This is a genomic window from Kitasatospora sp. Xyl93 (genome assembly GCF_055383135.1).
This window is the reverse complement of sequence record NZ_AP029185.1, coordinates 8,772,392-8,797,219: the sequence shown is the minus strand read 5'-3', so window position 1 is coordinate 8,797,219 and position 24,828 is coordinate 8,772,392. Positions and strand designations below refer to the sequence as shown.

At 69.6% G+C, this 24,828-nt stretch carries 17 protein-coding genes; 6 read left to right on the top strand and 11 right to left on the bottom strand.

The window, feature by feature from the left end:
* Positions 1–154 precede the first annotated feature (154 nt).
* From ACZ5GH_RS38335 to ACZ5GH_RS38320, 4 genes are all read left to right on the top strand, one after another.
* The gene (locus tag ACZ5GH_RS38335) at positions 155–1,168 is read left to right on the top strand and encodes a TniQ family protein (protein WP_464336762.1); all 1,014 of its coding nucleotides are present in this window, start codon (positions 155–157) and stop codon (positions 1,166–1,168) included.
* A 158-nt stretch (positions 1,169–1,326) separates the two neighbouring features.
* Entirely contained in the window at positions 1,327–2,058 is a 732-nt protein-coding gene (locus tag ACZ5GH_RS38330) for a TnsA-like heteromeric transposase endonuclease subunit (RefSeq protein ID WP_464336761.1), read from the top strand.
* Positions 2,055–4,439 (top strand): transposase family protein, encoded by a 2,385-nt coding sequence (locus ACZ5GH_RS38325; RefSeq protein ID WP_464336760.1) that lies wholly within the window; start codon positions 2,055–2,057, stop codon positions 4,437–4,439. The genes ACZ5GH_RS38330 and ACZ5GH_RS38325 overlap by 4 nt, the downstream gene beginning before the upstream one ends.
* The gene (locus ACZ5GH_RS38320; RefSeq protein WP_464336759.1) at positions 4,436–5,554 is read left to right on the top strand and encodes a P-loop NTPase family protein; all 1,119 of its coding nucleotides are present in this window, start codon (positions 4,436–4,438) and stop codon (positions 5,552–5,554) included. The genes ACZ5GH_RS38325 and ACZ5GH_RS38320 overlap by 4 nt, the downstream gene beginning before the upstream one ends.
* Positions 5,555–5,628: 74 nt before the next feature.
* On the opposite strand, the gene ACZ5GH_RS38315 is transcribed toward ACZ5GH_RS38320, so the two are convergent.
* The 9 genes from ACZ5GH_RS38315 to ACZ5GH_RS38275 form a co-directional block, all read right to left on the bottom strand.
* Positions 5,629–9,591, bottom strand: a complete 3,963-nt coding sequence (locus ACZ5GH_RS38315; RefSeq protein ID WP_464336758.1) for a P-loop NTPase fold protein — start codon at positions 9,589–9,591, stop codon at positions 5,629–5,631.
* A gap of 266 nt (positions 9,592–9,857) precedes the next feature.
* Positions 9,858–11,063, bottom strand: coding sequence for a hypothetical protein (locus ACZ5GH_RS38310; protein ID WP_464336757.1), 1,206 nt, complete (start codon positions 11,061–11,063; stop codon positions 9,858–9,860).
* A 360-nt stretch (positions 11,064–11,423) separates the two neighbouring features.
* Positions 11,424–12,236: a replication-relaxation family protein gene (locus tag ACZ5GH_RS38305; protein ID WP_464336756.1), complete on the bottom strand. Its 813-nt coding sequence runs from the start codon at positions 12,234–12,236 to the stop codon at positions 11,424–11,426.
* A 14-nt stretch (positions 12,237–12,250) separates the two neighbouring features.
* Positions 12,251–16,771 carry a trypsin-like serine peptidase gene (locus ACZ5GH_RS38300; RefSeq protein ID WP_464336755.1) on the bottom strand — a complete coding sequence of 1,507 codons (4,521 nt, stop codon included), beginning with the start codon at positions 16,769–16,771 and terminating at the stop codon, positions 12,251–12,253.
* A 2-nt stretch (positions 16,772–16,773) separates the two neighbouring features.
* The gene (locus ACZ5GH_RS38295) at positions 16,774–17,079 is read right to left on the bottom strand and encodes a trypco2 family protein (RefSeq protein ID WP_464336946.1); all 306 of its coding nucleotides are present in this window, start codon (positions 17,077–17,079) and stop codon (positions 16,774–16,776) included.
* Between the two features lie 227 nt (positions 17,080–17,306).
* Positions 17,307–19,673 (bottom strand): helicase associated domain-containing protein, encoded by a 2,367-nt coding sequence (locus tag ACZ5GH_RS38290; protein WP_464336754.1) that lies wholly within the window; start codon positions 19,671–19,673, stop codon positions 17,307–17,309.
* A 125-nt stretch (positions 19,674–19,798) separates the two neighbouring features.
* Positions 19,799–20,497: a helix-turn-helix domain containing protein gene (locus ACZ5GH_RS38285; RefSeq protein ID WP_464336753.1), complete on the bottom strand. Its 699-nt coding sequence runs from the start codon at positions 20,495–20,497 to the stop codon at positions 19,799–19,801.
* Positions 20,494–22,713, bottom strand: a complete 2,220-nt coding sequence (locus ACZ5GH_RS38280; RefSeq protein WP_464336752.1) for a hypothetical protein — start codon at positions 22,711–22,713, stop codon at positions 20,494–20,496. The genes ACZ5GH_RS38285 and ACZ5GH_RS38280 overlap by 4 nt, the downstream gene beginning before the upstream one ends.
* 5 nt (positions 22,714–22,718) lie before the next feature.
* Complete coding sequence (locus ACZ5GH_RS38275) at positions 22,719–23,339, bottom strand: DNA-binding protein (RefSeq protein WP_464336751.1); 621 nt, start codon at positions 23,337–23,339, stop codon at positions 22,719–22,721.
* Positions 23,340–23,527: 188 nt separating this feature from the next.
* On the opposite strand from ACZ5GH_RS38275, the gene ACZ5GH_RS38270 reads away from it, so the two are divergent.
* Positions 23,528–23,689 carry a hypothetical protein gene (locus ACZ5GH_RS38270; protein WP_464336750.1) on the top strand — a complete coding sequence of 54 codons (162 nt, stop codon included), beginning with the start codon at positions 23,528–23,530 and terminating at the stop codon, positions 23,687–23,689.
* A 62-nt stretch (positions 23,690–23,751) separates the two neighbouring features.
* Here ACZ5GH_RS38270 and ACZ5GH_RS38265 read toward each other — a convergent pair whose 3' ends face one another.
* Positions 23,752–23,985 carry a hypothetical protein gene (locus ACZ5GH_RS38265; protein ID WP_464336749.1) on the bottom strand — a complete coding sequence of 78 codons (234 nt, stop codon included), beginning with the start codon at positions 23,983–23,985 and terminating at the stop codon, positions 23,752–23,754.
* 155 nt (positions 23,986–24,140) lie between these two features.
* The gene (locus ACZ5GH_RS38260; RefSeq protein WP_464336748.1) at positions 24,141–24,602 is read right to left on the bottom strand and encodes a hypothetical protein; all 462 of its coding nucleotides are present in this window, start codon (positions 24,600–24,602) and stop codon (positions 24,141–24,143) included.
* A 76-nt stretch (positions 24,603–24,678) separates the two neighbouring features.
* Here ACZ5GH_RS38260 and ACZ5GH_RS38255 point away from each other — a divergent pair, with 76 nt between their 5' ends.
* The gene (locus ACZ5GH_RS38255; protein ID WP_464336747.1) at positions 24,679–24,804 is read left to right on the top strand and encodes a hypothetical protein; all 126 of its coding nucleotides are present in this window, start codon (positions 24,679–24,681) and stop codon (positions 24,802–24,804) included.
* Positions 24,805–24,828: the final 24 nt, after the last annotated feature.

Below are 24,828 nucleotides of genomic sequence, written 5' to 3'. Positions count from 1 at the left end.
AAGTGGCTTCCTTACGGCGGGAAGCCGTCTATGCAAAGGGGACGGCTCGCCGCTGCCGGCAGCGGCGGTGGCGGACGTGCCGTTGTCCTGATTATCGGCAGGGCTGGCGCAGGGGCGCCGGACCGGTGTGCCGCCGGGTTGGAAGGAGAAGACGATGTGGACGGGAAGTCTGCCGCACCTGCCCGTGCGTTTCGTGGCCGACGAGTCGAACTGCTCGTTCCTGTGGCGGGTGGCCGGCATCCAGGGGGTGGGGGTCGACTTCCTTCTGTCGGAACTGGGCGACGGCGCCGTGCAGGAGCCCTTGCGGCCGCATCTGGCCGAGGTGTTTCTGAGCAGCGTGGCGGCGGACCGGCTCGCCCGAATGCTCTCCATGCCTGCGGCGCGGCTGCGACGGGCGCTCCCCCATCTGCGGGAGGTGCATCTCCTGCCCGGTGAGCAGGCACGGTGGGAGTGGCCGTGGAGCCCGTTGGACCGCTATCTGGTGCCGGCTTGCGGGCTGTGCGCAGCGGTGCGGAGCGGGGGGTGGGGAGAGGTGTGGCAGGTGTCGCCGGAGCGGTGGAGGATCTGCGAGCGGCACGGCCGGTTCACCCACGTCTACCAGCGCGCGCCAGGCGGGGTGGACCTGTCCCGGCTTCCGGAATCAATTCGGGCCCACCGCGTGCGGGGCCGTTTCGAGCGGCGGTTCGGGCCGACGGGGGCCGTCCTCTCGGCTGATGGCTTCGCTGTCGTCGGATGGTGGTGGCGCAGTGAGCCTCTCGTTGAGCGGTGGGCGGAGCGGGCCAGGCGGGCCGGGCTCGGACCGGGGGACGCGGAGACGGCATGGCTGGTGGTGTATCCAGAGGCGGTGCAGGCGGGTCGGGCGCTGCTGCGCTACGAGCGGCAGCGTGCTGTGCAGCCTGGCGGGCCGTGGGCCGTGGCCGAGTCCCGTTTGATGGGCGAGCTGTCCGGGTTGGCGCGCTCGCTCGGGCTTCCTGCGCACGTGTGGCGGGTTCCGGTGGCGGAGTGGCTGGACAGGCACCGCAGATGTGCTCTCGCGGCGGGTGTGGAGGAAGTCGGCCGCGGGGTTGGACTGCCGGTCACCGCTCTGGTCCATCAAGGAGACGAGGAGCCGACGAGCAGCAGTACCTGCCTGCCATGGGAGTGGACAGATCTGTCTGAGAGGGTCTGAGCACTTGCTCCTGGGACCCGGGTCTCGTACGCGGGTGCGGGTATGTCCACGATCGGGTGGTTGCCGCCGGGATTTCCGCCGGACCGGCAGCCGGTGGGACATCCTGCGCAGGGACACATGGGATGTGTCCGTATGGATTCGTCCTGCAGGGAGTGCGCGTGTGCAGTGCCCCGGTCGGCGCGGCCGAGATCGCAGTGGGGTTCGTCGACCGGTTCGGGCGGCGCTGCGAACTGCCCGTGGCTGAGGCGGGCGATGTCGCGTTCGAGGAACTGTCGCCTCTGGCTGCCCAGGTCGCCCACCCGGGGCGGAAGTCCTTCGTCACCACCGCGTGGGCGTCCGCGACCGACCAGTCCCTGTCCTGCGCTTCGCTGCGCCAGCAGCGGTGCGCGATGGTCTTGGACCGCGACCCTGCGGTGGGGCTGCGTAGTGCGGGGGCGATGGAACTGCGGTGGAGCTGCGACGGGCGCCGTCGTACCCTGCGCCCGGCGTTCGTGGCGCTTCGGTCCGGGCTCCGGGAGGTGATCTGTGTGCGGCCGGAGCAGCCGGGCGAGGCGTGGCGGGAGGCGCAGGAGGTCCTGGCGGTCGCCGCAGGGGCGGCCGGGTGGCAGGTGGGGGTGGTGGAGCCACCCAGCGGGGTGGAACTGGACAACCTCGCTCTGCTCTACGCCGCCCGCAGCCCGCGCTGGCTCTCCGAGGGGCAGGAGGACCTGCTGGTACGGCAGTTCGTCTCGCCGCGGACCATCCGCTCGGGGGTGGGGGCGGCCGGGCTGCCGTTGCATCAGGGAATCGATCTCGCCTATCACCTCATCTGGGCCGGACGTCTGCACGTCGATACCGGTGTGCTCCTCACCCCGGCGTCAACGGCCTGGGCCGTCACGGACACCGCATGAGCGGGCCGCGGCCGGTGGCCGACGGTGCGCCTGCGGCGGCCGACAGCATCGCGCTGGGCGACACCATCCGCTTCCGCGGCTCCACCTGGCAGGTCACCGCCTTCCACGGGCCCCGGCTGTTCCTCGATGCCGTCCCTGCGACGCCCGACGCGGATCCCCTGATCATCCTGCAGACGGCAGTGACCTCCGCCGGCGACTTCGCCGTTGTGGACCGTGCGGCGCCGCGCAGCACCCTGCCCGACCGCCCCGCCGAGTTCCGTGCCCTTGCGAAGGACGTACGCAAGGACGCCCTCGTGTGGGAGAAGCACGTCAAGGAGGTCCTGCACCAACAGGCCCCGAACGTTGCCGCGACTACTGTCCCCAGGCCCGACTTCGACCCGCAGCACCGAACGCTGCGCCAGCGCTACCAGGCCAAGGCCGAGCAGTTGGCTCTCGCCGGGATGCCGGTGTCGGCGACCACCGTGGAGCGCAAATGCGCCGCTTGGCGCAGGGAGGGCCTGATGGGCCTGGTCGACAGGCGCAGTCTGCGCGCTGCCGCCCCGCACGGGCGCGTCGATGCGCGCGTCGTCGAGATCGTGTGGGAGATCCTCAGGGAGGAGGCCGCCAGCGGCCGGTCCCCCGGAACGCTGTCGCGGCTCATCGAACGCGTCGAGCAGACAGTCAAGGTCCGCCATGGCGGCCTGCTGGCCGATCCAAAGACCGCCCGTGGCCTGGTGAACAGCCCGGCGACGCTCTACCGGCTGCTGGGGCGCATGGGCATCACCGCGGACAACGCCCACAGGGCCGCCGAAAGGCACGTGGCGCCCTCCGCCACTGTCTCGCAGCATCCCGGTTCCCGGCGGGCGATCCTTGCCCGCTGGCCGGGAGAACTGGTCCAGATCGACACCACCGGACTGGACGTTCTCGTCCTCGACGACAGCGGCCGGGCCATCTCGGTGGAGCTGACCATCGCGATCGACGTAGCCACCCGCAGCATCATCGCCTCCCTGATCGTGCCCAAGCGCCTCGGTGCCGGTCGGAGGGGGCGCTGGGCAGGCGGACGCGCCACCCGTTCCTTCGACACGATGCAGGTCCTCGCCCAGGCCACGGCACCGCTGCCCGCACGGCCGGGCTGGGCGCCCGAGACGTTCATGGAAGGCTCCAGCCTCCCTTTCGAGGATCTACTGGCCGCCGATGCCCGCTTCGCGGGCGCCGCCGCACGGCCCGTCATCAAACCCGAGACCGTGGTCATCGACCACGGATCGCCCTACATCTCGACGGACTTCACCCGTGCCTGCCACAGCCTTGGCATCGAGGTGCGCGAGGCACGGCTGCGCACTGGTGCCGACAAAGCGGTCGTCGAACGCGCGATGCGGGCGGTGAAGACCGGCTTCAGCCAGTACCTGGCCTCCTACACTCACCACCGCCTGGACCTGCGCGGCAAACGCGTACGCAAACAACCCATGTGGACCATCGCCCAGCTCCAGGACCTGTTCGAGCAGTGGGTGGTCCTCCACTGGCAGCAGACCCCCCACGGGGCGCTACGCAGCCCTTTCACCCCCGGCCTGCGGCTGACGCCCAACCAGATGTACGCAGCCATGGTGTCCCTGCGCGGCTACCGGGCCGTCGCCCTCACCGCGCAGGAGGAGCGCAAGCTACTGCCAGCCGTCTGGGTCCGGGTCGGCCGCAAGGGCTTCCAGATCAACAACCGGACCTACAACCTGGACCGGGGAAGGCTGGATCCCTTCCGCGGTCCTTCCGGCATCACCGCGCAGCAGGGGCGCTGGGAGGTCCACTACTCACCCAACCATCCCGAGGTCGCCTGGCTCTTCGACCATCGGGCCGACCCTGGCCTCGACCCGTGGACGGAGGTGCCCTTCATCCACCGGCGGCTACTGAGCGACCGGTGGACCGAGGAGACCTGGGAGGAGGGCTTGCGCGTCCATCTCGCGGCCGGCGGCGCCCGGCACAACGAGGCTGCCATCGCCCGCGCCACCGAGCAGCTCCTGCGTACCGCGGCTTCCGGCCCTTCGCCGGCCCCGGCGGCACTCCCCGCTGCCCGTACGGCCTCTGCACCACGTGCTGCCCGGCCCGCTGCCCGCACTCCCTCCGGCGCCGGTATGCCGCCCCTGGACCCGAACTCCGTACGGCCGTTCCGTTCCCTCGACCGCCCGGCCGGTGACCTCTTCGACACCCCGGAGCGCATCCGGGGCAAGGTGGACCTGAGCCTCGACGAGTTCCTGGCGTCCCTGCCGGGGCTCCACCCTCCGGCCGCCGATACCGACACCACCAGCAGTACCGACCGCGGCCCGGCCGCAGCTCCCGACCGGGAGGTCAGCGGCATCGATCGGCAGGCATCGGACAGGCCGTACAGCGAGGAGCCTCAAGGAGAGAGCCGGTGAAGACTCCCGTACACAAACCGCAGAACGCCGGCGGGCCTCCAGCCGAAACGCTGCTCGCACCCGCGGCCCCGACGACGTTGGCGGGATGGCGTTCCCGCGTACGCCACCGGCCCTCCCCTCCCCCGGTCCCGCCAACGGACACCCCTGCCCTCGTCGACGGCGAGGCCAGTGGCGACGTCGACGAGGACGACCCGCGCTTCCGCTACCACGCCCACCTCGGCCTCGTGGAGACCACCGACGTCTCCAACGGCCTGAAACTCGCGCGGCGGCTGCTGCGCCGCGGGCAGGACGGCCGCCCTCTCTATCCGCACGTGGCCATCGACAGCGACTGCCGCGGCACCGGCAAACGCACCCTGCTCCACCAGATCGGCCTGGCCCACCAGGGGCGGTTGGAGAAGCGCCAGGGCGTCGACGACAGCCGGATCCCCGTCGTCTGCATCAACACCCCGCCCGACCCCGGCTCCGCAGCCGACTGGTCCGCGGCCCTGGCGGTCTTCCTCGGCTGGGACCTCTACCGCCCAGACACCGACCAGCGCCCCGTCCAGCGCATGAAGGACTTCACCGGTCCCGCCCTCCATGTCATGCGTCACGCCCGGACCGAGATCTGCCTCGTCGACGGAATCGACCGGCTGCGGCCGGAAGACCTCCAATCGACCTTCGACCACTTCGACTGCCTGGCCGACGAACTGGGCCTGACCGTCCTGTGGAGCGGTATCGGTTCCAGTGACATCCTCCGCGAAGCCCGTACCGCACGCTTCAGCGCCCTGCGGTGCCCCGCCGGAACCGCCGCCCTGCGGCAGCGCTCCGTTCCCACTCTCTGGGTCAACCGGCTACCGCCCCGCTGCCCGGAACACCCCACCGAATGGGCCAGTGCCCTTCTCACCTTCGACGGACGTCTGAGGCTGAGACACCACCGGCCGGGAAGCCTGCTGGACTACCAGGAGGAGCTCTACCGCATCACGGACGGCCTCATGGAGCACCTCGCCCCGCTCCTCGGCATGGCCGGCCAACTGGCCATCCTCGACCGTACCGAGGCCATCACCCTGGACGTCATCCACGACGCCGCCCAGTACCTCGACCTGCTCGCGGCGGACGACGGCGCCAAGTGGGAATGACAGAGCTTCTCTGCTCAATGAGTCTCGACCGCGGACGCACGGACCATCCAACAGCCACGTACATCGCAGGACGCCTACCGTGTCGTCAGGCCTGCCGCCCTTCTGAACGCCGTGTAGCGTGCCCTGTCCTGCTCGGAGGCGCTGCGGGAGCTCGGCAGGGTCCTGCCGATCGCCTTGGCCACGGTCGGCAGGGGCGCGACCGCCCGGCCGAGCGCTTCGGCGGTAGCCGGGTCCGTCGAGGCGTGGACCATCGGGGCGATTTCGTCGGCGAGCGCCGCGGGCGCCGTCGCGGGGTGCGCCAGGGCCAGGGCCTCCATCGTCTCCGCCGCGCGCAGGAGCAGGTCGTGGCCGTCGGCAGCAGCAGCAAGAACAGTGGCCCACAGAGGCGTTGCATCCGCAGTGCCGCGGACAGCGAGGCGTGCCGCGTCTGCGTTCCATGCTGGGGCACGGAGGAGCCCGTCGGTGAACTGTTCGATGGCTGCGGGGGCATGGGGAGCAGCGTTGAGCAGCTCGAAGACCCGCTCAAGATGGCTGTCAGCCCGTTGGAGGGCGCTGAGTAGGGCTGCCTGGGGGGCATCAGCCGCACACTCGGCCATGGCGGGGCAACGGTTGTCTTCTCCCGCGAGGAGTGTCGCACGCTGGTCGTCGTCCAATGCGGGCCACAGCCTGGGTGCATGCATCCACGCTGTGCTGTCGGCGTCGGCAGTCAAAAGCCGCTCGACCAGCAAGGAGATGAGTTGGGCTCCGCCGTGTCCAGGGGCCAGTTCCGGTCGGCCGGCGGCGCGCAGGGCGTGGTCGTGGTCCTGCGCGGACAGGGTGTGCCAGTGCTGAGCGGTCCAGGCCAGCCACTGGTCATTGAACGCGGGCTCGTCGGCGTAGTGAGCGGCGAAGGCGAGCGCGGCGACCTGCTGATTGTAGTTGAACCACTGCTGGAGCTTGCTCAGGGCTTGGGGAAGGTACGGGGCGCGGATCTCCGGATCGTCGAAGAGAAGGTGCAGGGACTGCAGAATTTCTGTGGTTCGCGTGGCGGCTGGGACGGAGATAGCGTTGACGATCCGTTCGGCGAGCGTCGACGCAAAGGCTTTGCCCTGCTTGGTCGACAGCACGTGTGGCAGGTCGGCTCGGTTGGAGGTTCCGACGTTGCTGTCGGTCTCCAGCCCCTTGGTGAGGGTGTCGATGATGGTGCTGGAAGCGTTCTTGGTCTGCGGTGTGATGCTGTCCTCGGTGCGACGGAGGAAGACGATCAGTGTGTCGCGCAGCGGCTCGTCGATGCCCGGGTAGAGGGAGTCCCGCTCATCGAGCGCAGAGGCCAGTGCCGTCGCGTAACGTGCGGCATCAATCTCGGTGAGGAGGGCGAGGGGTTCGGCGGCGGCCCTAGCGAGGGTCTCGCTGGTACGGGCCGTGTCGGCAAGGGCACCAGTCGTCAGGTCGACGCCTGTCCGGTCGCCGGTGGCAGTCCAGTGCGCCAGCCAGGAACGGAGGAGCGCCGCGGCTCGGACGGCGGCTTCGTCATCCTCGTCCTCACGCAGTTGCGCGGCCACTACGAGAGCCAGGTGCAGGGCGACGGTGGAGTCGGCCGGCAGCTCCGGGGAGGGATCCTCGACGATTCCCCATTCGTCCTCGGGGATCTCGCTGCTGTGGAGAATCTGTACCGCGACGCGTTGCAGTGGACGGGAGTCGGAGGCGTTCAGGCAGTTGAGGAGGCCGAGTGCGACCGGGCGGGTCCAGCCGCGCAGCTCGACCCCTATCTGGACGATCGGAGCGACGGCGGTGATCATCTCGTCCGTCTCGATGTCCAGGCGAGCGGCACAGGACAGCAGGAAGGCGTAGGCGCTGTCGGGCCAGCTGGCTTGTGCCCGGTCGGGGTCGGCATGCCAGATATCGGTCCACGCGGCAACGTCGTCGACGGTGCCCCGGGCGGCGGTGTCGTTGAAGTAGGTGTCGAGCGGGGCGGCGAAGGCGCTGCTGTGGGGGCCAGTAACGAGGTCAAGGAGAGTGACAGCCCAGGCTCGGCGCAGGCCTTCGTCTGCGGGGGGCTGCTGGAGTTCGTAGATCAGTGCGGAATGGTGGCCTTCGGAGCTATGGGCCAGCAGTGTGGCGAGGTTGTCGGAATCCGGCGGGGTCGACATGGCGGGGCGGCGGCGGACGATGGCGTCGGCGAGTTTGCGTGCCTCGTGCCCATCCAGGTCGTGCTGCTTGAGGCGCAGTGCGGCTGTAGCGGTCAGGAGGGCATTGTCGCGGTTCAGTCCCCCGCGGGCTTGCGTCGCGAAGGCGAGCTCGGCGGCCTGCAGGACGCGGCTGCGGCCCTCGGGGACGTCAAGGCGTGCGGCGAAGCCCTGAATGTTCCGGGTCTGAAGTTCGGCGCGGATCGCCCGTGCGGTAGCGCTGCCCAACTGTCGGCTGTCGGGATCGGAGCCGAGTCCGAGCAGTGGGCCCAGCTGAGGGGCACGGTGCGAGCGCAGAGTAGGGGCTACGGCGCGGAGGTAGGTGAGGCCCCGGTGCTTGGGGTAGTCGAGCCGGGGTGGTGTGCTGGGCTCCGTAGCCTGGAGGTAACGGGAGATCAGCGGGTCCGGGGCGGTGAGGGACTGGTCGGCGAGGATGGCGTCGTCGAGCAGGTGAAGGAGTTCGTGTTCGCGCTGCACTGCTTCGAACAGCTGACGGTAGTCGTGCTGCAGGACGGTCAACCGTGCAAGTTCGACCGGGTAGCCGGTCACTTCGCCCGGTGCGATGCGGGCGGTTGATCCGTTGGGGGTGCTTTCGCGTCGCTGAGCGAGACGGTAGTGGGCGAGGAAGCTGTTGAGGAGCCGGATCACGTGCCTCGGGTCGCCGACCCCGTCGTGGATCAGCACGTCGAGAACGGTGTCCAACGTTCCCGGCCCACTGACGGCCGCGCGGATCGGGTGGGTCTTCAGGAGTTGGTCGGCGTAATCGCGCATGTCGAAGCCGTGGTGCACGGGCAGCATGATCCGCACCGTGAACAGCTTGTTGAGGTACTCATCCGCGGCTTGCGTGATGGCGTCGTCCGTTGCGGCGGCATCCATGTCCGTCGTGGTGTCGTCCTTGCCGGGCTGACCTGCCCCCGCAGCCTCGTCGACCGGACGGTGGGCCAGCCCCGGGCGAACGCCAATGATGGCCTCCCGGATGATGTCCTCGTCGCAGGAGATCAGGAACACCGGGGGCTTCTCCAGGTGGGCGCCGACCAGGAGCAGGCTACGTACAGTCGAGAGGGCTTCGAGAACATCCGCCGCAGCGAGGCGGTCGATGTCGTCGATGGCGACCACTACCCGGCGCTTGATGTGGCGGACGAGTTTCAGGAACGTCTGCTCAAGTTCGTCGCTGGTGTCGGCACGGGGGGTGTTGAGAGTGATGTCGTAGCTGCGCAACGCGCGCTGTGCGGCTTCCTTGGCAGCCACAATCACTGCGGCAATCACCGCGCCAGTAGCCAGGAGCGTGGTGGGGCCGGCTGCGCCGCTTGTGGTGAACCAGGCCCAGGTCTTCACCTGCGGCCAAGCGTGGAACACGTGGGCCGCCCAGGTAGCCACGACGCCGATGATCCAGAGGGCAAGCACGAATGCAACCGTCCACCCCAAACCAACTGCTGCGGCTTTCGCCAGCTTGGTGGTGGGCGGCGGCGGGCTCTCCCCCTTCGCGCCGATCGTGGCAGTCTGCTGCTGACTGCCCTCCAGGCTGGCGCGCAGCGACTTGTGGTCGGCTGCGGTGAGGACCTTGTTGCCCTGCCGGTGCGCTTCGTCCATCAACCCGTACAGCAGTCCCCTGCCGCGCGCGACGCCTGTGTGGCGCTCGGCGCTCACCTGGAGCACGGCCCAGTCCTTGTTCGGAGCGAGTTCGGCGCTCAGCAGGCGCACCGCCGAGGACTTGCCCACGCCGTAGCGTCCGAGCAGTCCGATTGCGAGAGAGTCGCGGGACCCGCGGGCGATGTCCGCAATTTCACGTGCAACGGAGGTGTGATCGAACCTGTCCTCATCGTGCTTCGTGATCGAGACGTCCTCGATGATCCACGCGTCGCCTCTGCTCACGTGCCCCGCCTCTGCGCCCAGTGCTCATGGTCGTCACGATTTTAGGGCTCACCGCAGACAACGACCTGGTACCGGCGCTGCAGCACGGCTACGACAAGGTTTCGGTTTCGGAACTAGGGTCGCCGGGTTCGAGGGAGAACGGTTCAGGGCCCGGTGTCGGCCGACCAGTGGAGCCCAGTACATGAGTAGTGCGTCGACGGCCCCGTCCCGTCGAAGAGTGCGCAGTTCTCCGGTTTCGGAGCCAGCCTGAGCCTGTCTGCCCGCCGCTACGGCCGCAGGGCTGACTCGACGGCCTCAGCGACGTCGCTCAGGTTCTGAAGGACCCGCACCGGTCGGCGCAGACGCTCGATGCCTTGCCTCAGCGCGCCTCCCATTGCCCGTTCGCAGACCACAAAGTCCGCGTAGCCGGCGGCGCAGGACAGATAGAGCATGTCCGTCAGGTCGTTGGCGCGCCACGTGGTGCCCTTGTTGAGGTGGCGCTCGTGGAACATCTCACGAAGCAGGCCCAGCGCCGGTGCTGCGGCCAGGTCACTGGTGGCGTGCTCCGTCACCCACTCGGAGATGGTCTCGGGCGCCAGCTGTGCGGCGTGGGCCTCGATCGCGATGTCCATCCGAACGTCGTTCAGGAAGAACGCGTCGACGCTCTTGCGTTTTTGACGCGCGTCACGCCTCTCACCATCCAGCCAGTCGCTGAACCTCTGGTTGGACTCCACCCAGCCGGACACCGATCCGGGAGGAACACGTTCGGTGTTGAGCATGACATCGATCAGAGTCGTAGCTGATCTCAGCGCTTCAAGCTGGAATTGGAAGTCGGGAGGCAGGTCCGCAGGCACCGGAGCGGGGGTCCAACCGCGAGCGGCTCCATGGATGACGTCGGGACCGAGTGTGAACACTGCGTCCACCGGCGCCTCGGCGTTCACCGCGCCGTGTCGGGCAAGAGCGGTGCGGAGTTCGTCGCGGCGCACCTGCAGCGGATCGCGCATCTGCCAGCCCCGGCTGAGCTGCAAAATCGTCAGGCCGAGCTGGTAGCGCTTGTCGGTGTCAGACCACTTCGTGGTCTCGGCCCAGTGGGCGGCGGACACAGGCAGGACGATCTTCCGTTCCCTCACCCAGTGGGCGAGTTGCAAGGCAGCCGCGTGCTCTACAGGTGTGGTGCGACCGATGCCGGTGAGGGCGTTAGTGACGTCCCGCCACTTGTTCTGGTCCAGGTAGACGGCCAAACGCCCTTCTCGTCGGTCCGCGCCATCGAGGGCCGGCAGTTCGAAAGCCACGTCGTCACCTGCGATCGTTGTCGCAACGAGCGCGTCGAAAGCCCGTGTAAAGGCGAACCGGGCCACGGTACTGATCTCCTCGAACGGGCTGTGCGCCAGCGGGAAGTGCGCTTCCTTCCCATCGGAGCGCGAGAACACCACCGACTCCGACGCGCGGTCCATGGTGACCAGGAGGACCGACGGCTCAGATTCCAGACTCATCCCCGCATGATGCACCAGCGGTCCGACAGACGGGACGGCGCCCGCCATAGAGATAGCGCGGGTACGTACCTCTTATGCAGGCCCACCCCGATCTGAGTCAGGCCCGCTGCTCCCCCGGGCCAGCCGAGTCCCCGAGCGAGGATCGACCTCCATACCGCCCGCCCGGTCTGACTCCGGCCTCAGCACCAGGTCATCCGAGCACTGGATTCTCAATGAACCTGCTTCTTTCTCATCCAACATGCAGCACCCCAATTCAGGGAGCTACTACTGCCTAATCACGACCCAGAACTCCACTCAACGGAAGCAAATAACCCCAGCTCAGAAGCCTCCCAGCTACATCAACCTGGATGAGAACTCACACTAGGTGCTCTCCTCCTCGGGAACGTCGCCGCAGTCGATGCAGACCAGGGAGTCCATCAGCTCCTGGTGGGCCTTGTGCTCCTCCGCCTCGCGGGCGGCCTGGCGCAAGTCGTAGGCGGCCCGGTCATTCGGGTTCTCCAACGCCTCGAGCAGGGAGTGCCGGCCCGAACGGCCGAAGCGCCACCACACCGGCCCGAGCGGCCCGTGCTCGGCCAGCAGCTGAAGGGTGGTCGCGATGATGGGCACGGCGTCGTCGTACTCGCGCCAGCCGTCGTCGTTGTAGTCGCGGACCTCTCTGCGCCACCGGCCGCGCCAGCAGTCGGCGGACAGGTCCGCGACGGCCTGCTGCCGGCCTGCCAGCGCGGCCGGTCCGGCGTCGGTGACGACCAGCGCGATGGGCGGAGATCCGGGCCGGGTGTGGCCCGGCCAGCTCCGCCGCCACCAGTGCACCATGCGGTCGGCCGGATCCTGGCCGGAGCGGGCCGGGTCGTTGTCGCGGACCTTGGTGCGGAACAGCTCGCGGTAGCGGGGGAACTTCGCGGCGACCCGCTGCGGGGCCATGGTGGAGCGGTCGACCTCGACCATCAGCACCGGCACCCCGATCTCCGGGGCCTGCCACACCGCGTCCGGGCGCACCTTGCGCCGGCCGCCCGGCAGCAGGAACTCCACCTCGGTCGCCCAGTCGGTCACCTCGCCCACCCCGCCCGCGGCCCCGGGCGCGGTGCCGCCCCGCACGAACGCCAGCACGGTCTCGTTGACCGCCATCGCATGCCGGGCACCGGAGCGCCCGGCACCCCGGGCCGTGCCACCCATCTCCGAACGGACCGTCAGCCAGTGAGTTGGTTGAGTAAGCGTTGGGCTTTGCCGATACGGTCGACGCACACCAGGTGGAACGTACCCACGGAGCGTCCGGCAGCGGACTGGAACAGGTCTACGGCCAGTTTCAGCCAGCTCGGCTTGTTTTCCGGCTTCCACGGCAAAGGATTTGCCGTTCCTGCCAGCTGGCAGACACGCCAGATGGCTTCGGCCCGCTGGAAGCAGTTGACGAGGTCCTCCTTGCGGTCCCGTGCGTCCAAGAGCACCCGGCACGCGTCAAAGCAGTCGAACGCCCGCTGTGCGGCTACGGTGGCTTCATGCTGCCTGTCCGGCTCACCCTCGACACCCCACAACTCAGATTGCCGCAGGTAGAGCTGCCCGAGCCCGTTAATGAGGTCGATATCGGTGAAGTTGTCGTACAGGAGCTGCGTGAGCTCCTGCGGTGTGTCGTCGAGTTCGCGCCCCCAATCCTGGGCGGTTGGTTCCGTAGGTGCGTAGCGTCTCCTGTGGAGGTACCTACCGATGCTCGTCGAGTAGTCCAGACCGATGAGTTCCTCGAAGGCTGTATCGATGCGCTGCTGGTCGACGAGCGCACCCGCTTCCAGACGGACGCGCTCGTGTAGAACAGCCACCCTTTCCGACTGAAATCGATGAGTCAGCGGTTCAATCAGATGCGCGGCCGCGCGTTCAAGAGCTGCCGTACGTTCAGAGGGGGTCGGCGATTCCCAGCGCACGTACCGGAGCAGGAGATCCGCCGTGTCGATCTGGGCTTGACGCCGCTTCTGGCCGCTGTGGGTGCTGCGGATCACCGATTCCAGGAGTGTGGCCGCTTTGGAGTACTCCCACGTGTAACGGTGGAGTCCCGCCCGGGCCAACTGAATCTCAGTGCTGTGGGGCCACAGTCTCTCCGCCTGGTCGAGGACATCCCAGGCTGCATGGTTGTTGACACGGCGTCCGGTTCTCCCGGATCCAGGCCGGTTCACCACCAGAAGGCGCTGGTACTCACGTTCGAGATCGTAGCGCAGCAGGGCCGTGCCAATGGTGGGCCCGTACCGCTTCTCGTGGCCTCCGAGTGTCCGGACCCGGTACGCATACACTCGCGTGAGTACATCGAGCCGAATATTGGGATTCCCGTTATTCGCCTCCACCGCAGCGCGCAACAGGCTGCCCCCGCGCAAACGCCACTCCTCGACGATGCACAACCGGGCCAGCTGGGCATGTTGTTCGGTCCTGGCCTCCTGAGTGGCGAGCCATTTCGCCGCCCGGTCGACCGCACGGCGAACGCCCGCGCGCACGGCAGGGTCCTCCGGGTCGCCAGCCTCTATCTGCTCACGGTACCGCAGGCACTCCAGCCACACCCGATAGGCACTGGCACTCGGGGCGCTTTCCACAACCAGCAGGGCGTACCGCTCGGCGTTTCTGGCCTCCGCAACGGCTTCGCGCAGACGCTCGTTCTCCTCCAGCGCCCACGCCTTGAACTTGGCCGACCGGGCCAGCTCCAACAGCCCGTCCGGGGCGCCCCCCTCGGTCTGCGAGAGGGCCTCGGCATACGGCAAGAGCAGACCCATTGCGGCGTTCGCGCCTTCTAGCCGCAAGGCCGGGTCGGCCTGGTGACGATGGACGGCACGGAGGAACCTGGTGACGGCCAGGCGAACGGACAACCCCCAGGCCGGCACCGGCCCGTTTAGGCCGCAGAGGGCTTCCATGACGAGGTCCACCACGGCGGACCGCTCGTCGTCGGTCCGCAGTTCGAGCGCGTAGTGCTTCGCTGCCTCGATGAACCGCCGCGTCCACAACTGACGCAGCCCCGGGGTAGGTGCGCAGCGTTCGAGCGCGGTGGCACCGCAGTTTAGAGCCTGCGTCAACGCCTCCAGCCGCTCCGTTTCGTTGTCGGCTGTCCTCGCCCGGGCCCGCGCGATACGCATGTGCAGGCCGAGTTGGGTGGCCTCGCCACCAGGCGTGTTCGGCTCGGGCAGCAAGCCCAACAGGTCGTGACTAAGTCCGATGCCCGACCTGGCCTCGGATAGCTGTTGCCCAGACAGTTGCAGTTCAACAATGTTGAGTAGCCATGAGATCGTCCCGGCGAGTCGGCTCACCCGTCCCTTAGCGATCTGCCTGGCGTCCTCGCTCAGCGCTTCGGCAGCACCGGCCCGGACCCGCAGCATGTCGGCGTCGCATCTGTAGCGGCGCCCACCGAAGTACAGAGCATTGTCGATCGATCTGAGCATCTGTGAAGGAATGCCGGGTGCGGAGTTGCACAGGGCCTCCACCGCTTGCTCGCAAGCTTCGACGAACTGGGCCTTGGCGCGAGCCGTCAGCGGTTCGCGCATCCGCACATTCAGCTGCGAGACAGCGCTGTAGAGGGCCGCGTAGCTGTTGCTTGATCGACTACTGTCAGGTCCGGCTGCAGTTTCCTGGCCTAGTTCCTCCTCGTACCTGGTCAGCTCGACCGGCAGGATGAGCGCTTCCATGTCCAGCGTGTTGGCTACGTGGCCCGCCGCCTGGCAGAGTTGGGGAAGCAGGTTTTCGGCGCGGGCCCGCACCCAGCCGGCTGTGGACTCTGCGGCATAGATGAGAGCAGCCCGGTGCTCGTCGTCCTCCTCATCCTCGAAATAGGAACGGGTGGCATCGAAGAGAACGAGTGCGCTCTCCTTGAGGGCGCTGTCCATCAGATCCGGGTCATGTGCGGCTGGACCCAGCGCGATGGCTTCTGCGGGTTTGAGACGCCTCGCCTTGTCGACACCAAGGGCGACAAGCGTCATGTTTAACAGCGCCTTCTTGGTGGCGCGGCTGAGTTCGTAGAGCGGCACGCCTGTGGACGACGGCCATTCGAGGAGCACGCCGTGGGCGGTGAGTCGCTGAATCGCTACAGGGTCGACCCCGGAGGCGGAAAGCACGTCCTGCGGAAGACGCAGGCCCACGGTCGTCGCCCAGACGATGAGCGGGGCCATAGCACCAGGCGTCCCCGAATCGTCTACCAGTCGGCATCCGGCTTCCTTAAAAACCTCCGTGATGGTGAGGTGGCAGGCGTCGAGCAGTGCCACGGCGACCTCGGTCGGCTCGGCGTTGTGCGGGCTTACCTGCAGGCTGGCGTACTGGTCGACGCCGGTCAGGAGAATCCCGGGCCGCCGAACGAGGCTGTCGTTGGCCAGGTCGATGATCTGGCGGGCGTCCGACCGGACCTGGTTCTCGTCTAGTGCGGCCGCAAGGAGTTCCGTGGCTTCTTCTGGAGTAAGCGGGCCGAGCCCAACCGGGGGCAGTCGGCGCAGTTGCTGCCCGCCGTCGGCCCGGAGATGCGTCTCGCTGGCGAGCAGTACCACCGAACGCCGGAAGGCGATGTTACTGAGGACTTCGTCGAGATCCTCTTCCAGATCGACGGGGTCCTTGCCAAAACGGGCACAGTCGATGACAGTCACGATGTCGTACCCACGCGTGGCACCCTGGAGATTGCTCAGCAGGCGCTTGATGACGTGTTCCTTCGTACCCGCGTCCTCGTCGTACTCCTCTTGGAACAGGTTGGCGTCGAGTTTCCTGGCCAGCTCCCGCGATACCGGGAACGGGCTGCTCTTCCCAGGAATGGCAAGGTCCAGCAGCGCCCAAGGGCGGTTGTCTCCCAGCACACGGTGGAACTCCTGGTCCGTGATCAGCCGGTCAATGAAAGCGGATTTGCCTGTGTGCTCGGGACCGACAACAGAAATGATCCGGCCAGGTGAGGCTATGGAGTGCGCACGCTGGAGCTCTGCGGTACGTCCCACGAAGATTTTGCTCGTAGGGCGGGTCGGAAGCGCAGAGAGCCAAGCGGGTGGCGCCGCCAGTACAGGTGATGACGACGGTGTCGGCGCCTGCTCCACGATCTGAACGATTGGGAGCTGACTCGGCAGTACGACACCATGCTCTTGCAATACCCTGGTGAACCCTGGCTCCGTTACGAAGGTGTAGGCGGGGCAAGCGTGCAGGCGGTGGTTTCGGAAGGCGTCGTCGTCGTGGATGACCACACCAACCAGCCGATCACCGCAGAAGACGGCCGCCCCGGACGCCCCGCCCCAGGCCTGCTTGCCGTCCATGCGTTCGCCGGGAGCGATGGTCTGGTTCAACGCGTAGAGATTGTGCACACCGCGGCCGCCGTTCAGCGGCGGAATGGATCCGTCCAGCTGCTCGGATTTGCGGTGACCGTCCTTCGTCTGTGTCGCGCGCGGGAAGGCCATGCCGTTGTACGGCACCAACCGAGTCCCCCCAACGCGGCCCCACGACACCTCGCCGAGGATGTCCACAGCAGCGTCGAGTTCCAGTAGCGCGACGTCACGATCCCCCGGATGTGTCCAGCGGATTCTCGCTCTCCGGTACTCAGCGTCGCCGTCCGAGGGAAGACCGACGTACACGTTGATACACGACCACGGCCGACCGGTGGCCTGGCGCCTGGTGACGTGCCGGGCAGTAAGCACCAAGCGGGGAGAGAGTAGATAGCCGGTGCCGTAGCTCTCGACCTGCTCGCTGTCCCCTGCACGGATGTCGACCAGCCTCTGCGGGTCCATCTTCAGTGGTACTCCCAGGAGCCGGTCTCCTCGTGGCTGATCTCGGGGTTGCTGTCGCCAGCTGCCTTATCCTTGATCTTGAGCTTCAGAGTCAGCTTATGCGTCCGCGTCGTGGTGTTCGTGTGACCCCCATTCACCTCGATCACACCAAAGCGAAGCTTTCCGCCCACCTTGTCGTCCTTGCGCAGGTCCAGCAGCAGTTCCAGCTGGGCTTCCTCCACCTCGAAGCGGAACTGCTCGTCGATGCCCTGGTCCTGCGCGGTGTACAGCTCCTGCCGAAGCTCCTCGATCGCTGCGGCCAGCCCCATGTCCACCCTGTCCGTCATTCTCGCCCCACTTCGCTACCAGCTCTGAGCTTGAGGCCTCAAGTGTGCCAACTAGTGTCTGGATTCACCAAAGAGACCTGACTTCAGGGGTGTTGTCGGGTTCACTGACGACGTGGCTAGTCTGTTCGTCACCAACGATGTCCTGAACAACAGCCAGCGGCCTGGACCTAGGTGGACCGGGACGGCGAGGTGTACGAGGCGGGTCTGGGTCAGCCGGTGACGGTCTCGGCGTGCCGGGTGAGTGCGTCCAGGAGCGCGGTCTGGTGGTCGGTCAGCTTGCCGTCGGTACGGGCCCCCGCCTGCTTGCGCAGCCAGGTGCCGGGACGGAAGGCCGGGTCCGCGTCGCCGCCGGTGCGGTTCGCCGGGCCGTCGAGGGTTCCGCCGGCGGCGAGGTAGGCGAGCAGGCGGCGGTAGGAGCGGTTCCAGTCCGGCTCCAGGCGCCACAGTTCGTCCAGGGTGTCGAGCTTGGCGACCTGGTCCTTGGTGAGGTTGTCGGCCTTGCGCTGGCGGCGCATCCACGCGCCCACCGCGTAGTCGTCGAGCTTCGCCGTGGCGGGGATCGCGAGGTGGCCGTGCTGGTGGTGGAAGGCGGCGGTGTAGGCGTAGCCGCGTTCCCAGGCGTTAGCGTTCTTAGACCAGATCATGCCGAGGGCGTCCAGCTCGCTGACCCGGGCCGGGTCGAGGAGGCCTTGGCCGTGCAGGTGGCGCTGGCGGGTGAGCCAGGAGATCAGCTCGCCGTGGCGGGTCTTGTCGGTGGGGTCGAGGTGGCCGTGCTGCAGGTGGAACACGGCGGCGACCGCGTGCATCCGCTGCCACTCGACCGCCCGGGGGTTGAACGCCCGCAGCTTGACGGTCTGCAGGATCTTCGCGGCGTGCTGGCGGGCGTTGATCCGCAGCCACTCGATCGGCGACTCCACCGGGGCCGACGGCTGCTCGCCCGCGCCGTCGGGCTCGTCGGCCTCGCTCTCGGCCGGCTTGGCCGCGGTGGTGTGCGCGGCGGGCTGCGAGCGGTGGGCGCGCAGCTCGGTGATCCGGCCGACCACGCGGGCGTCGTGCGCGGCCAGGGCGCGCAGGACGCGCCAGATGGTGCGGAAGGAGCTGGCCTCGATCTCGGCGTCGGCCTCGGCCTTCACGGCCTCCCCGGCGTCGTGGACCTCGGCCGGGTCCGCGGCGTGGGTGTCGTCGCCGATCTCCGGCGTCGGGAGGTAGACGGGGATGATGATCCAGGAGACCTTGCCCTGCCGGTAGGACTGGCGCAGCGCGCGGCCGACGGCCTGGACGATGTCGATGACCGAGCTCTTGGGGTCCGCGAAGCAGACGGCGTCCACGGCGGCGACGTCGATGCCCTCGGTCAGGAGCCGACTGTTGCACAGGATGCCGCACTCCTCGCCGTCCTCGCCGGTGTGGGCCTTGAACTCGGCGAACGCGGCGCGGCGGTCCTTGAGCCGGTCGGTGCCCGCGACGGCTTTCGCCCAGATCCGCTCCGGGCGCTCCGCGTCGGGCAGCAGCTCCGAGGCGTCCAGCAGGGTGCCGGCGAACTCCCGCGCTCCGGCCACCCGGGAGTGGAACGTGATGACCCGGCGCAGTCCGAGGTCGGCGACCGCGCGCAGCACCGCGATCTGCAGCGCGAGGCGCAGCAGTTCCTCGTTGGTGCGCTGGGATCGGAGGTCGGCGACGGCGGGGAGGTTGAGCAGTTCGCGCAGGTCCTCGTCGGTGACCACCGGCACGAGGACGCGGTAGTCGGCGAGGTAGCCGTGCTCGATGCCCTGGCCGAGGGTCCAGGTGAAGCAGGTCTTGCCGTAGATGGCCTCCGAGTCCATGGAGCAGAGCACGGGCAGCTTCTCCGCGCCCTCGGCGTCGGTGTCGGCGAGGTCGGCCAGGCCGTCCTTCGCGCGCCGGTCGTCCGCGATCCTGGGGGTGGCGGTGAAGTACAGCCGGCGCTTCGCCGGGACCTGGGCGTCGTCGTGGACCGCGGCCCACGCCTTGCCCTCGGCACCGGCCGTCCGGTGCGCCTCGTCGATGATCACCAGGTCCCACGCGGGCAGGCGGAAGTCGCGGTGGGCCTGGACGATGCGCTCCAGGCTCGCGTAGGTGGCGTACACGGTGACCGGCTCGCCGGGCTTCTCCTTGGCGACCAGGTCGGCGATCCGCGGGGCCTGGGTGGTCACCTGGGCGTGGACGCGCCCGCCGGCCTCGGCGCTCTCCAGCGCCTCCTCGCGCGAACAGGCCGCGATGGCCAGGCCGCGGCGACCGCCGCGCAGCGACCAGGCTTCGGCGGTCTGCTCCAGCAGCTCGATCGTCGGTACCAGCACCAGCACCCGGCCTCGCGCGGCCAGGCGCCGGGCGCAGCCGGCCGCGATGAGGGTCTTGCCGGAGCCGGTCGCCGCGACCACCGTGGCGCGGCCGCCGTCCTTCACCTCGCGTACCGCGGCCGCGACCGCGTCCTTCTGGAACCAGTGCAGCGGCAGCGGGTTCACCGTGGCGGTGCCGGACGGCTGCGCGGGGACCGGCGATACGGCTGCGGCGCGGAACGCGGCCGGCACGTCCTGCTCGGCGGTGGCGGTGGTGGTCTCCACGGCGGCGGTTTCTCCTTCGGATGCTGAGACGGCGGGGCCGGTGCGGGCGGTGCTGTGGGAGGGTCGGTGCGGGCGGCCTCTCCCCGGGGCCAGGTCATGGTTGGGGAGAGGCCGACCGGGAGTTGCTACTCGGGGATCCAGCCGCGGACTTCGAGGTAGGCGATGTCGGCGTCCTCGACCGCTCGGCCGGTCTCCACCAGCCACGCCTTCATCGCCTCGGTGACGTCGCCGTGGTGCTCGGCGACGCGCTGGGACCACTCGGCGGCGTCGAACCCGCCGGTGGAGGAGCTGCCGTAGGTGCGCTCCTCGGTGCCGTCCGCGCGCGGGATGAAGCCGCGCCGCACCCCGCCGGAGTCCTTCTCCGAGCCCGCGCTGTAGACGTACTGGTCGGCCTTCATCCGCACGGTGAAGGCCAGACGGCCGCCGGCCTGCCCAGTCTCGTGGACCACGGGCGCGAGGTGGCTCGCGCCGGACTTGATGGCCTGCTTGCCCGCGCGGCCGGCCATCGACTCGCCGGGCTTGCCGACCGTGTCCTTGCCCCGCACCCGGGCCTTCTGCCCGGTCTTGGTACGGCGACGGGTGGTGTTCGCCTCGGCGACAGCGGACAGCGCCTCGGTGTCGCGCTCGCCGCCACGCACCGCGCGGACGACCTGGCGCAGCGCGCCGACGAACGCCTTGCCCTTGCCCTTGGTGAAGAACTGGCTGACCAGGCTGGCGTCGCGGCCGAGCATCTTGGCGACCTGCCGCTTGGTGTAGCCCTGGTCGATCAGCTCCTGGGTCAGGCGGGCGGCCTCGTTCGGCTGGTTCGGGTCGGCCGGGCTCACTGGTCAGCTCCCTTCTCGGCGAGGTGGGCGCGGCCCAGGCCGCGCAGCTTGAGGTACTGCTCCTGGCTGGTCGGGTGCTCGATGGGGCCGGTCAAGTGGCCCTTGAGGAGGTAGTCGCCCGGCTCGCCCCGGTAGGGCCAGGGCTGGCGCTCGGTCAGGGCGATGCCGTCGGTGCCGAAGTACACGACCGTGCCCGGCCGGGCGTGGAGGGCACCGGCGTAGCCGATGACCTCCTTGCCGCTGCGGTACTTCATGTCCAGCAGCGCCGCCCGAGCCCCCGACCACACGTACGCCGCCCACTCCGGGTGCGCGTACGGGTCGCGGGAGAAGCCGGCCTGCCGCTGCCACGTCACCACCTGGTCGTCCTGGCCGAGGATCTCGACCCCGGCCGGGAGGGCCTCGCCGAGCGGGGTGGTGCCGGAGACCAGGCGCGGGCGCTGGGCGAAGCCGCCCAGGCCGAACAGCAGCACCGACCGGACGGCCCGGCTGGCGAGGTAGGCGGCGGTGCGCTGCCGCTCGTCGCCGTGCAGCTTCGAGAGGTTGGTCAGATCCGCCCAGGCCGCCTTCAGCCGCTTGCCCCACTCGTCCAGCGGCTTGCCGTCCTCGAACAGCAGACCACCGAGGACCTCGATCCGCCAGGGTGCGAGGTGGTTCGACAGGGCCAGGTGAATCTCCGCGCCGCCCGCCCACGTGGTGAACGTGGCGCCGGGCTCGGACGGGTAGATCCAGGCGCGGTCACCGGTCACCGGGGCGGGGAGCAGGCCGACGTGGTTCCAGCCCTGCGGGACGGTGACCCGCACGTTCCAGTGCGAGCAGGACATCAGCGCCTTCGTCTGCTCGGCCCCGCTCATCGCGGCGAACGCGGCGGCGGTGATCCGGCGCGGCGTGCCGACCGGGGACTTCCACAGGTGCTTCGCGTAGGCGAAGGTACGGTCGTACTCCACCAGCGCCGGCAGCTGCTCCGGCACGCGCGGAGGCAGGATCAGCTCGGTACGGCCCTGACCGCCGGACGCGTGCAGCAGCCCCCGCAGCTCCTCCGACAGAACCGGGTAGCCACCCGCCCACTTGCCCGTCGTGGGGACGGTGCGCGACCACAGGTCCCGGCCCGTCTGCGACGGCGAGCCCATCAGGACCGCGTCATCCCAGTGACGGCGCAGCGCCTGCCACAGCAGGGTGAACGCCTGATGGCAGGTGACGACGTCGGCGCCGTCCGGGTCGAACCACTCCCCCATGGAGCGGATCTCGGTGCTGGCGCCGTCCGGTGCGGCGGCGGAGGCGTAGCGGCCGACCGGCTGGCGCTGGTGGACGAAGTGGCCGGCGAGCTTGTCGCGGCCGGAGCCGACGGCGGTGGTCCAGCGTTCGGAGGGGGTGTTCAGCCAGGCGGCGACGGCGTCCTTGAGCGTGCTGTATCGCTCGGCGCCGTCGTGCCACGGGGCGCCAGCAGTGATGTAGACCCGCTCCGTGCCGGGCGCGGTGGCGAGGACGGCGTCCAGGATCTCCCCGGGGGTGCGGGCGCCGAGGTCGAGCCGCACCGTCTGGTCGCGCACCGCCAGGACACCGGCGGCGGCGTCCAGGAACACTGTGGCGCGGGCCTGCTGCGTGAAGTTGGGGCGCTTGGAGACCAGGCCCGTGGTGACGGCCTCGAACCGGGCACCGGCCGGGCCCTCGGGAAGGGTGGGCAGCTCGCGCGGCCCGGCAGCGACCGGAGCGACCGGAACCGTCGGGACGACGGGTGCGGCGGCGGGCGCGGCCGGGACAGGCTGCTCGACGGCGGCGGCCTGGTCCTCGACCTCGGTCGGCGCGTCGGTCACCGGGGCGGCCGGGGCCGGCTGCTCGACGACGGGGGCCGGGCGGGTCAGCGCCGGGGCGACCGCGACGGCGGGCTCGGCGACCGGCGCGGCCACGGATGCCGGGGCGGGCGCAGCGGCAGCGGCGGTGGCCTGGTCGTCGCCCTTGGCGGCGCGCACGGCGGCCGGGGTCGGGTCCAACAGCGGCGCGATCCGCACGACGTCGCCCACCGACAGGCCCGAGGCCTTCGCGACGGCGTCGGCCTTCGCGCCCTCGTACCCCGCGAGCCCGGCAACCCGGCGCGCACGCCGGGCGGTGAGCTTGTCCAGCTCCTTCTGCGCGGCCGCGACCGTCTTCTCGGCAGAGGCGATCTCGGTACGCAGCTCGCGCAGACCGGCGAGCTCGGCGGTGTACGACTTCCGGTCCATCAGGCTTACTCCTCCTCGTCGGCGGTGTCGGTGGTCGGGTTGGTGGTGACGTAGGCGATCGGACCGCCGGACACGGAGGCCAGGCGGGTGCCCAGCAGCAGGGCCGCCAGACGGGCGTCCTCGGGGTCGGCCGGGGCGGCGGCATTGGCGGGGGCGGTGAGGTCCCTCAGGTAGCCGGCCAGCCGCGCCTTCGGGAAGCGGAACCGGCCCGCGGTGCCCACGGTGCCATCCGACTCCCACTCGGCCAGGCCGGTCAGCACCGCGACGACGAACCCGGCCACCGTCACCGGCAACACTCCGCCGGCCGCGACCCGGGCCGGGTCGCACCGCCACCAGCCGGACAGCGCGGCCAGCAGCTGCGCCTGGTCCAGTGCGGTGCCGAAGCCGATCCAGTCGCGGTCCGGCTCGTCGACCCGAGTCGGGGCGTCCGAGCGCAGCACCGCCACCTCGGCCGTGCCGAGCACCGTCAGGTCAGCGGCGGGCCGAGCCTGCAACTGCTGGAGAGCGGCCAGCGGGAACACCTGTCGGCCGGTGTCGCGTACGCCGGGGACCACGCCGGTGGCCATCAGCTTCTTCACCGTCGGGATCGAGCACCCCAGGGCCGTTCCGGCTTGACCGGTCGTCACGAACACACCCACCACCTCCACGCCTATTCACCTGACTTAAAACGCTAGGGCGACTCTACGCCTCCCTCCGACACCTGTCCACGCCTTTCTAGTAAGTCGTACAAGCATGCCCGGACGGCGGTACGCCCTCCGCTGTCGGTGCCTGGTGGGACCGTGATCGGTTACAACCCCGGAAGGAGGTGGAGAAGATGCCTCGCCAGCAGAAGGCCGCGGTGATCCTCGGCGCGGCCCTAATCGGCACCTACGTGCCCGGAAACATCGCCAAGGGCCAGGCCCGCGTGCTCGGCCTCAACGCGGCCCAGCTCACCGCGCTGAGCGCGGGCGTCGCGTTCGCCCTGCGCAACGCCTGAGCAAGACCCGCACGGTCCGGCCCGGTCACCACCAGGTGGCCGGGCCGGACCGCTTCCCGCCCCTACTCGGCGCCGGCCTCCGGGCGGTGCACCGGGCACGCGCCGCGGCAGCCCGGGACGGGCAGGACGGCGGTGGCCTCGGGGTTGCGCAGCTTGCGAACGGCGTTCACGGCGGCCGAACCGGTGGAGAGGACCGAGCCGACGTTGCGGACGGCGGGGGCGAGCTGGTCGGCCTGCGGGCCGGCCGGGTCAACGAGGGCCTCGGTGAGGAACTGCAGGATGGTCGGGAGGTTCACGGCACGCCTTTCTCGAAGCGGTGGGTCACCCCTTCGAGCACGCGCAGGTCCCGGGCCACAGGACCGTCGGAGCACGAGTTTCGCGCTCGTCGTGGCGACGGTCCGACGATGCCGAGCCTCCGATTTTCGGCGTTATTGCCGCCGCTCCGAACGGGTTACGCCGGTGCCTCGGCCCGCCGCAGGCCGAACACGTCGGCCCGCCGGCCTTCCGGCGTCGCGTCCCACTCCGCCAGGAGCGCTTGCAGCTCGGCTGCCTCGACGGACTGCGGACCGCTGCGCCCGGCCACGTGCCGCAGGTACGGCTCTGCGCCCTGGACCAGGCCGGACCACGGGTACAGCCGGACCATCGCCTTGTGGGTGCCCGGCATCAGGACGTGGTTCCAGGAGTCGCAGCCGTCCGTCCAGTCCGCGAACTGAACGTGCCCCTGGGGGAGCGTGCCGCCGCGCGGCTCGCAGAATCCCCACCCGCCTCTCAGCGCGCAGTCCTGGCAGGCGAGAACACCTCGCATGCCCGGGTGGCGGCGCTGCCACTCGCCGTCCAGGGCGTAGACGTCCTCGGAGAGCCGGACGGGCTTGCCGCACCGGCAGCACAGGATGCGGAACGCGGGCACGGGCACAGGCGGACTCCACCTCGACGGCGTGGGGGCCGGGCGGCCGGGCTGTGTACGGGCCCGGCCGCCCGAGGGCTTCACCGTGCGGCGCCCGGCCCGTGGGGTGTTCGTGCCGGGCGGTGTGGAGCAGGCGCAGCCGCACGCCCTGGTCGGGGCGCTCGGCCGGTTCAACGAGCGGGTGGCGCTGCGGGTACGGTCAACGGCCTGAGGACTGTTGCGATCGGGGAGCCTG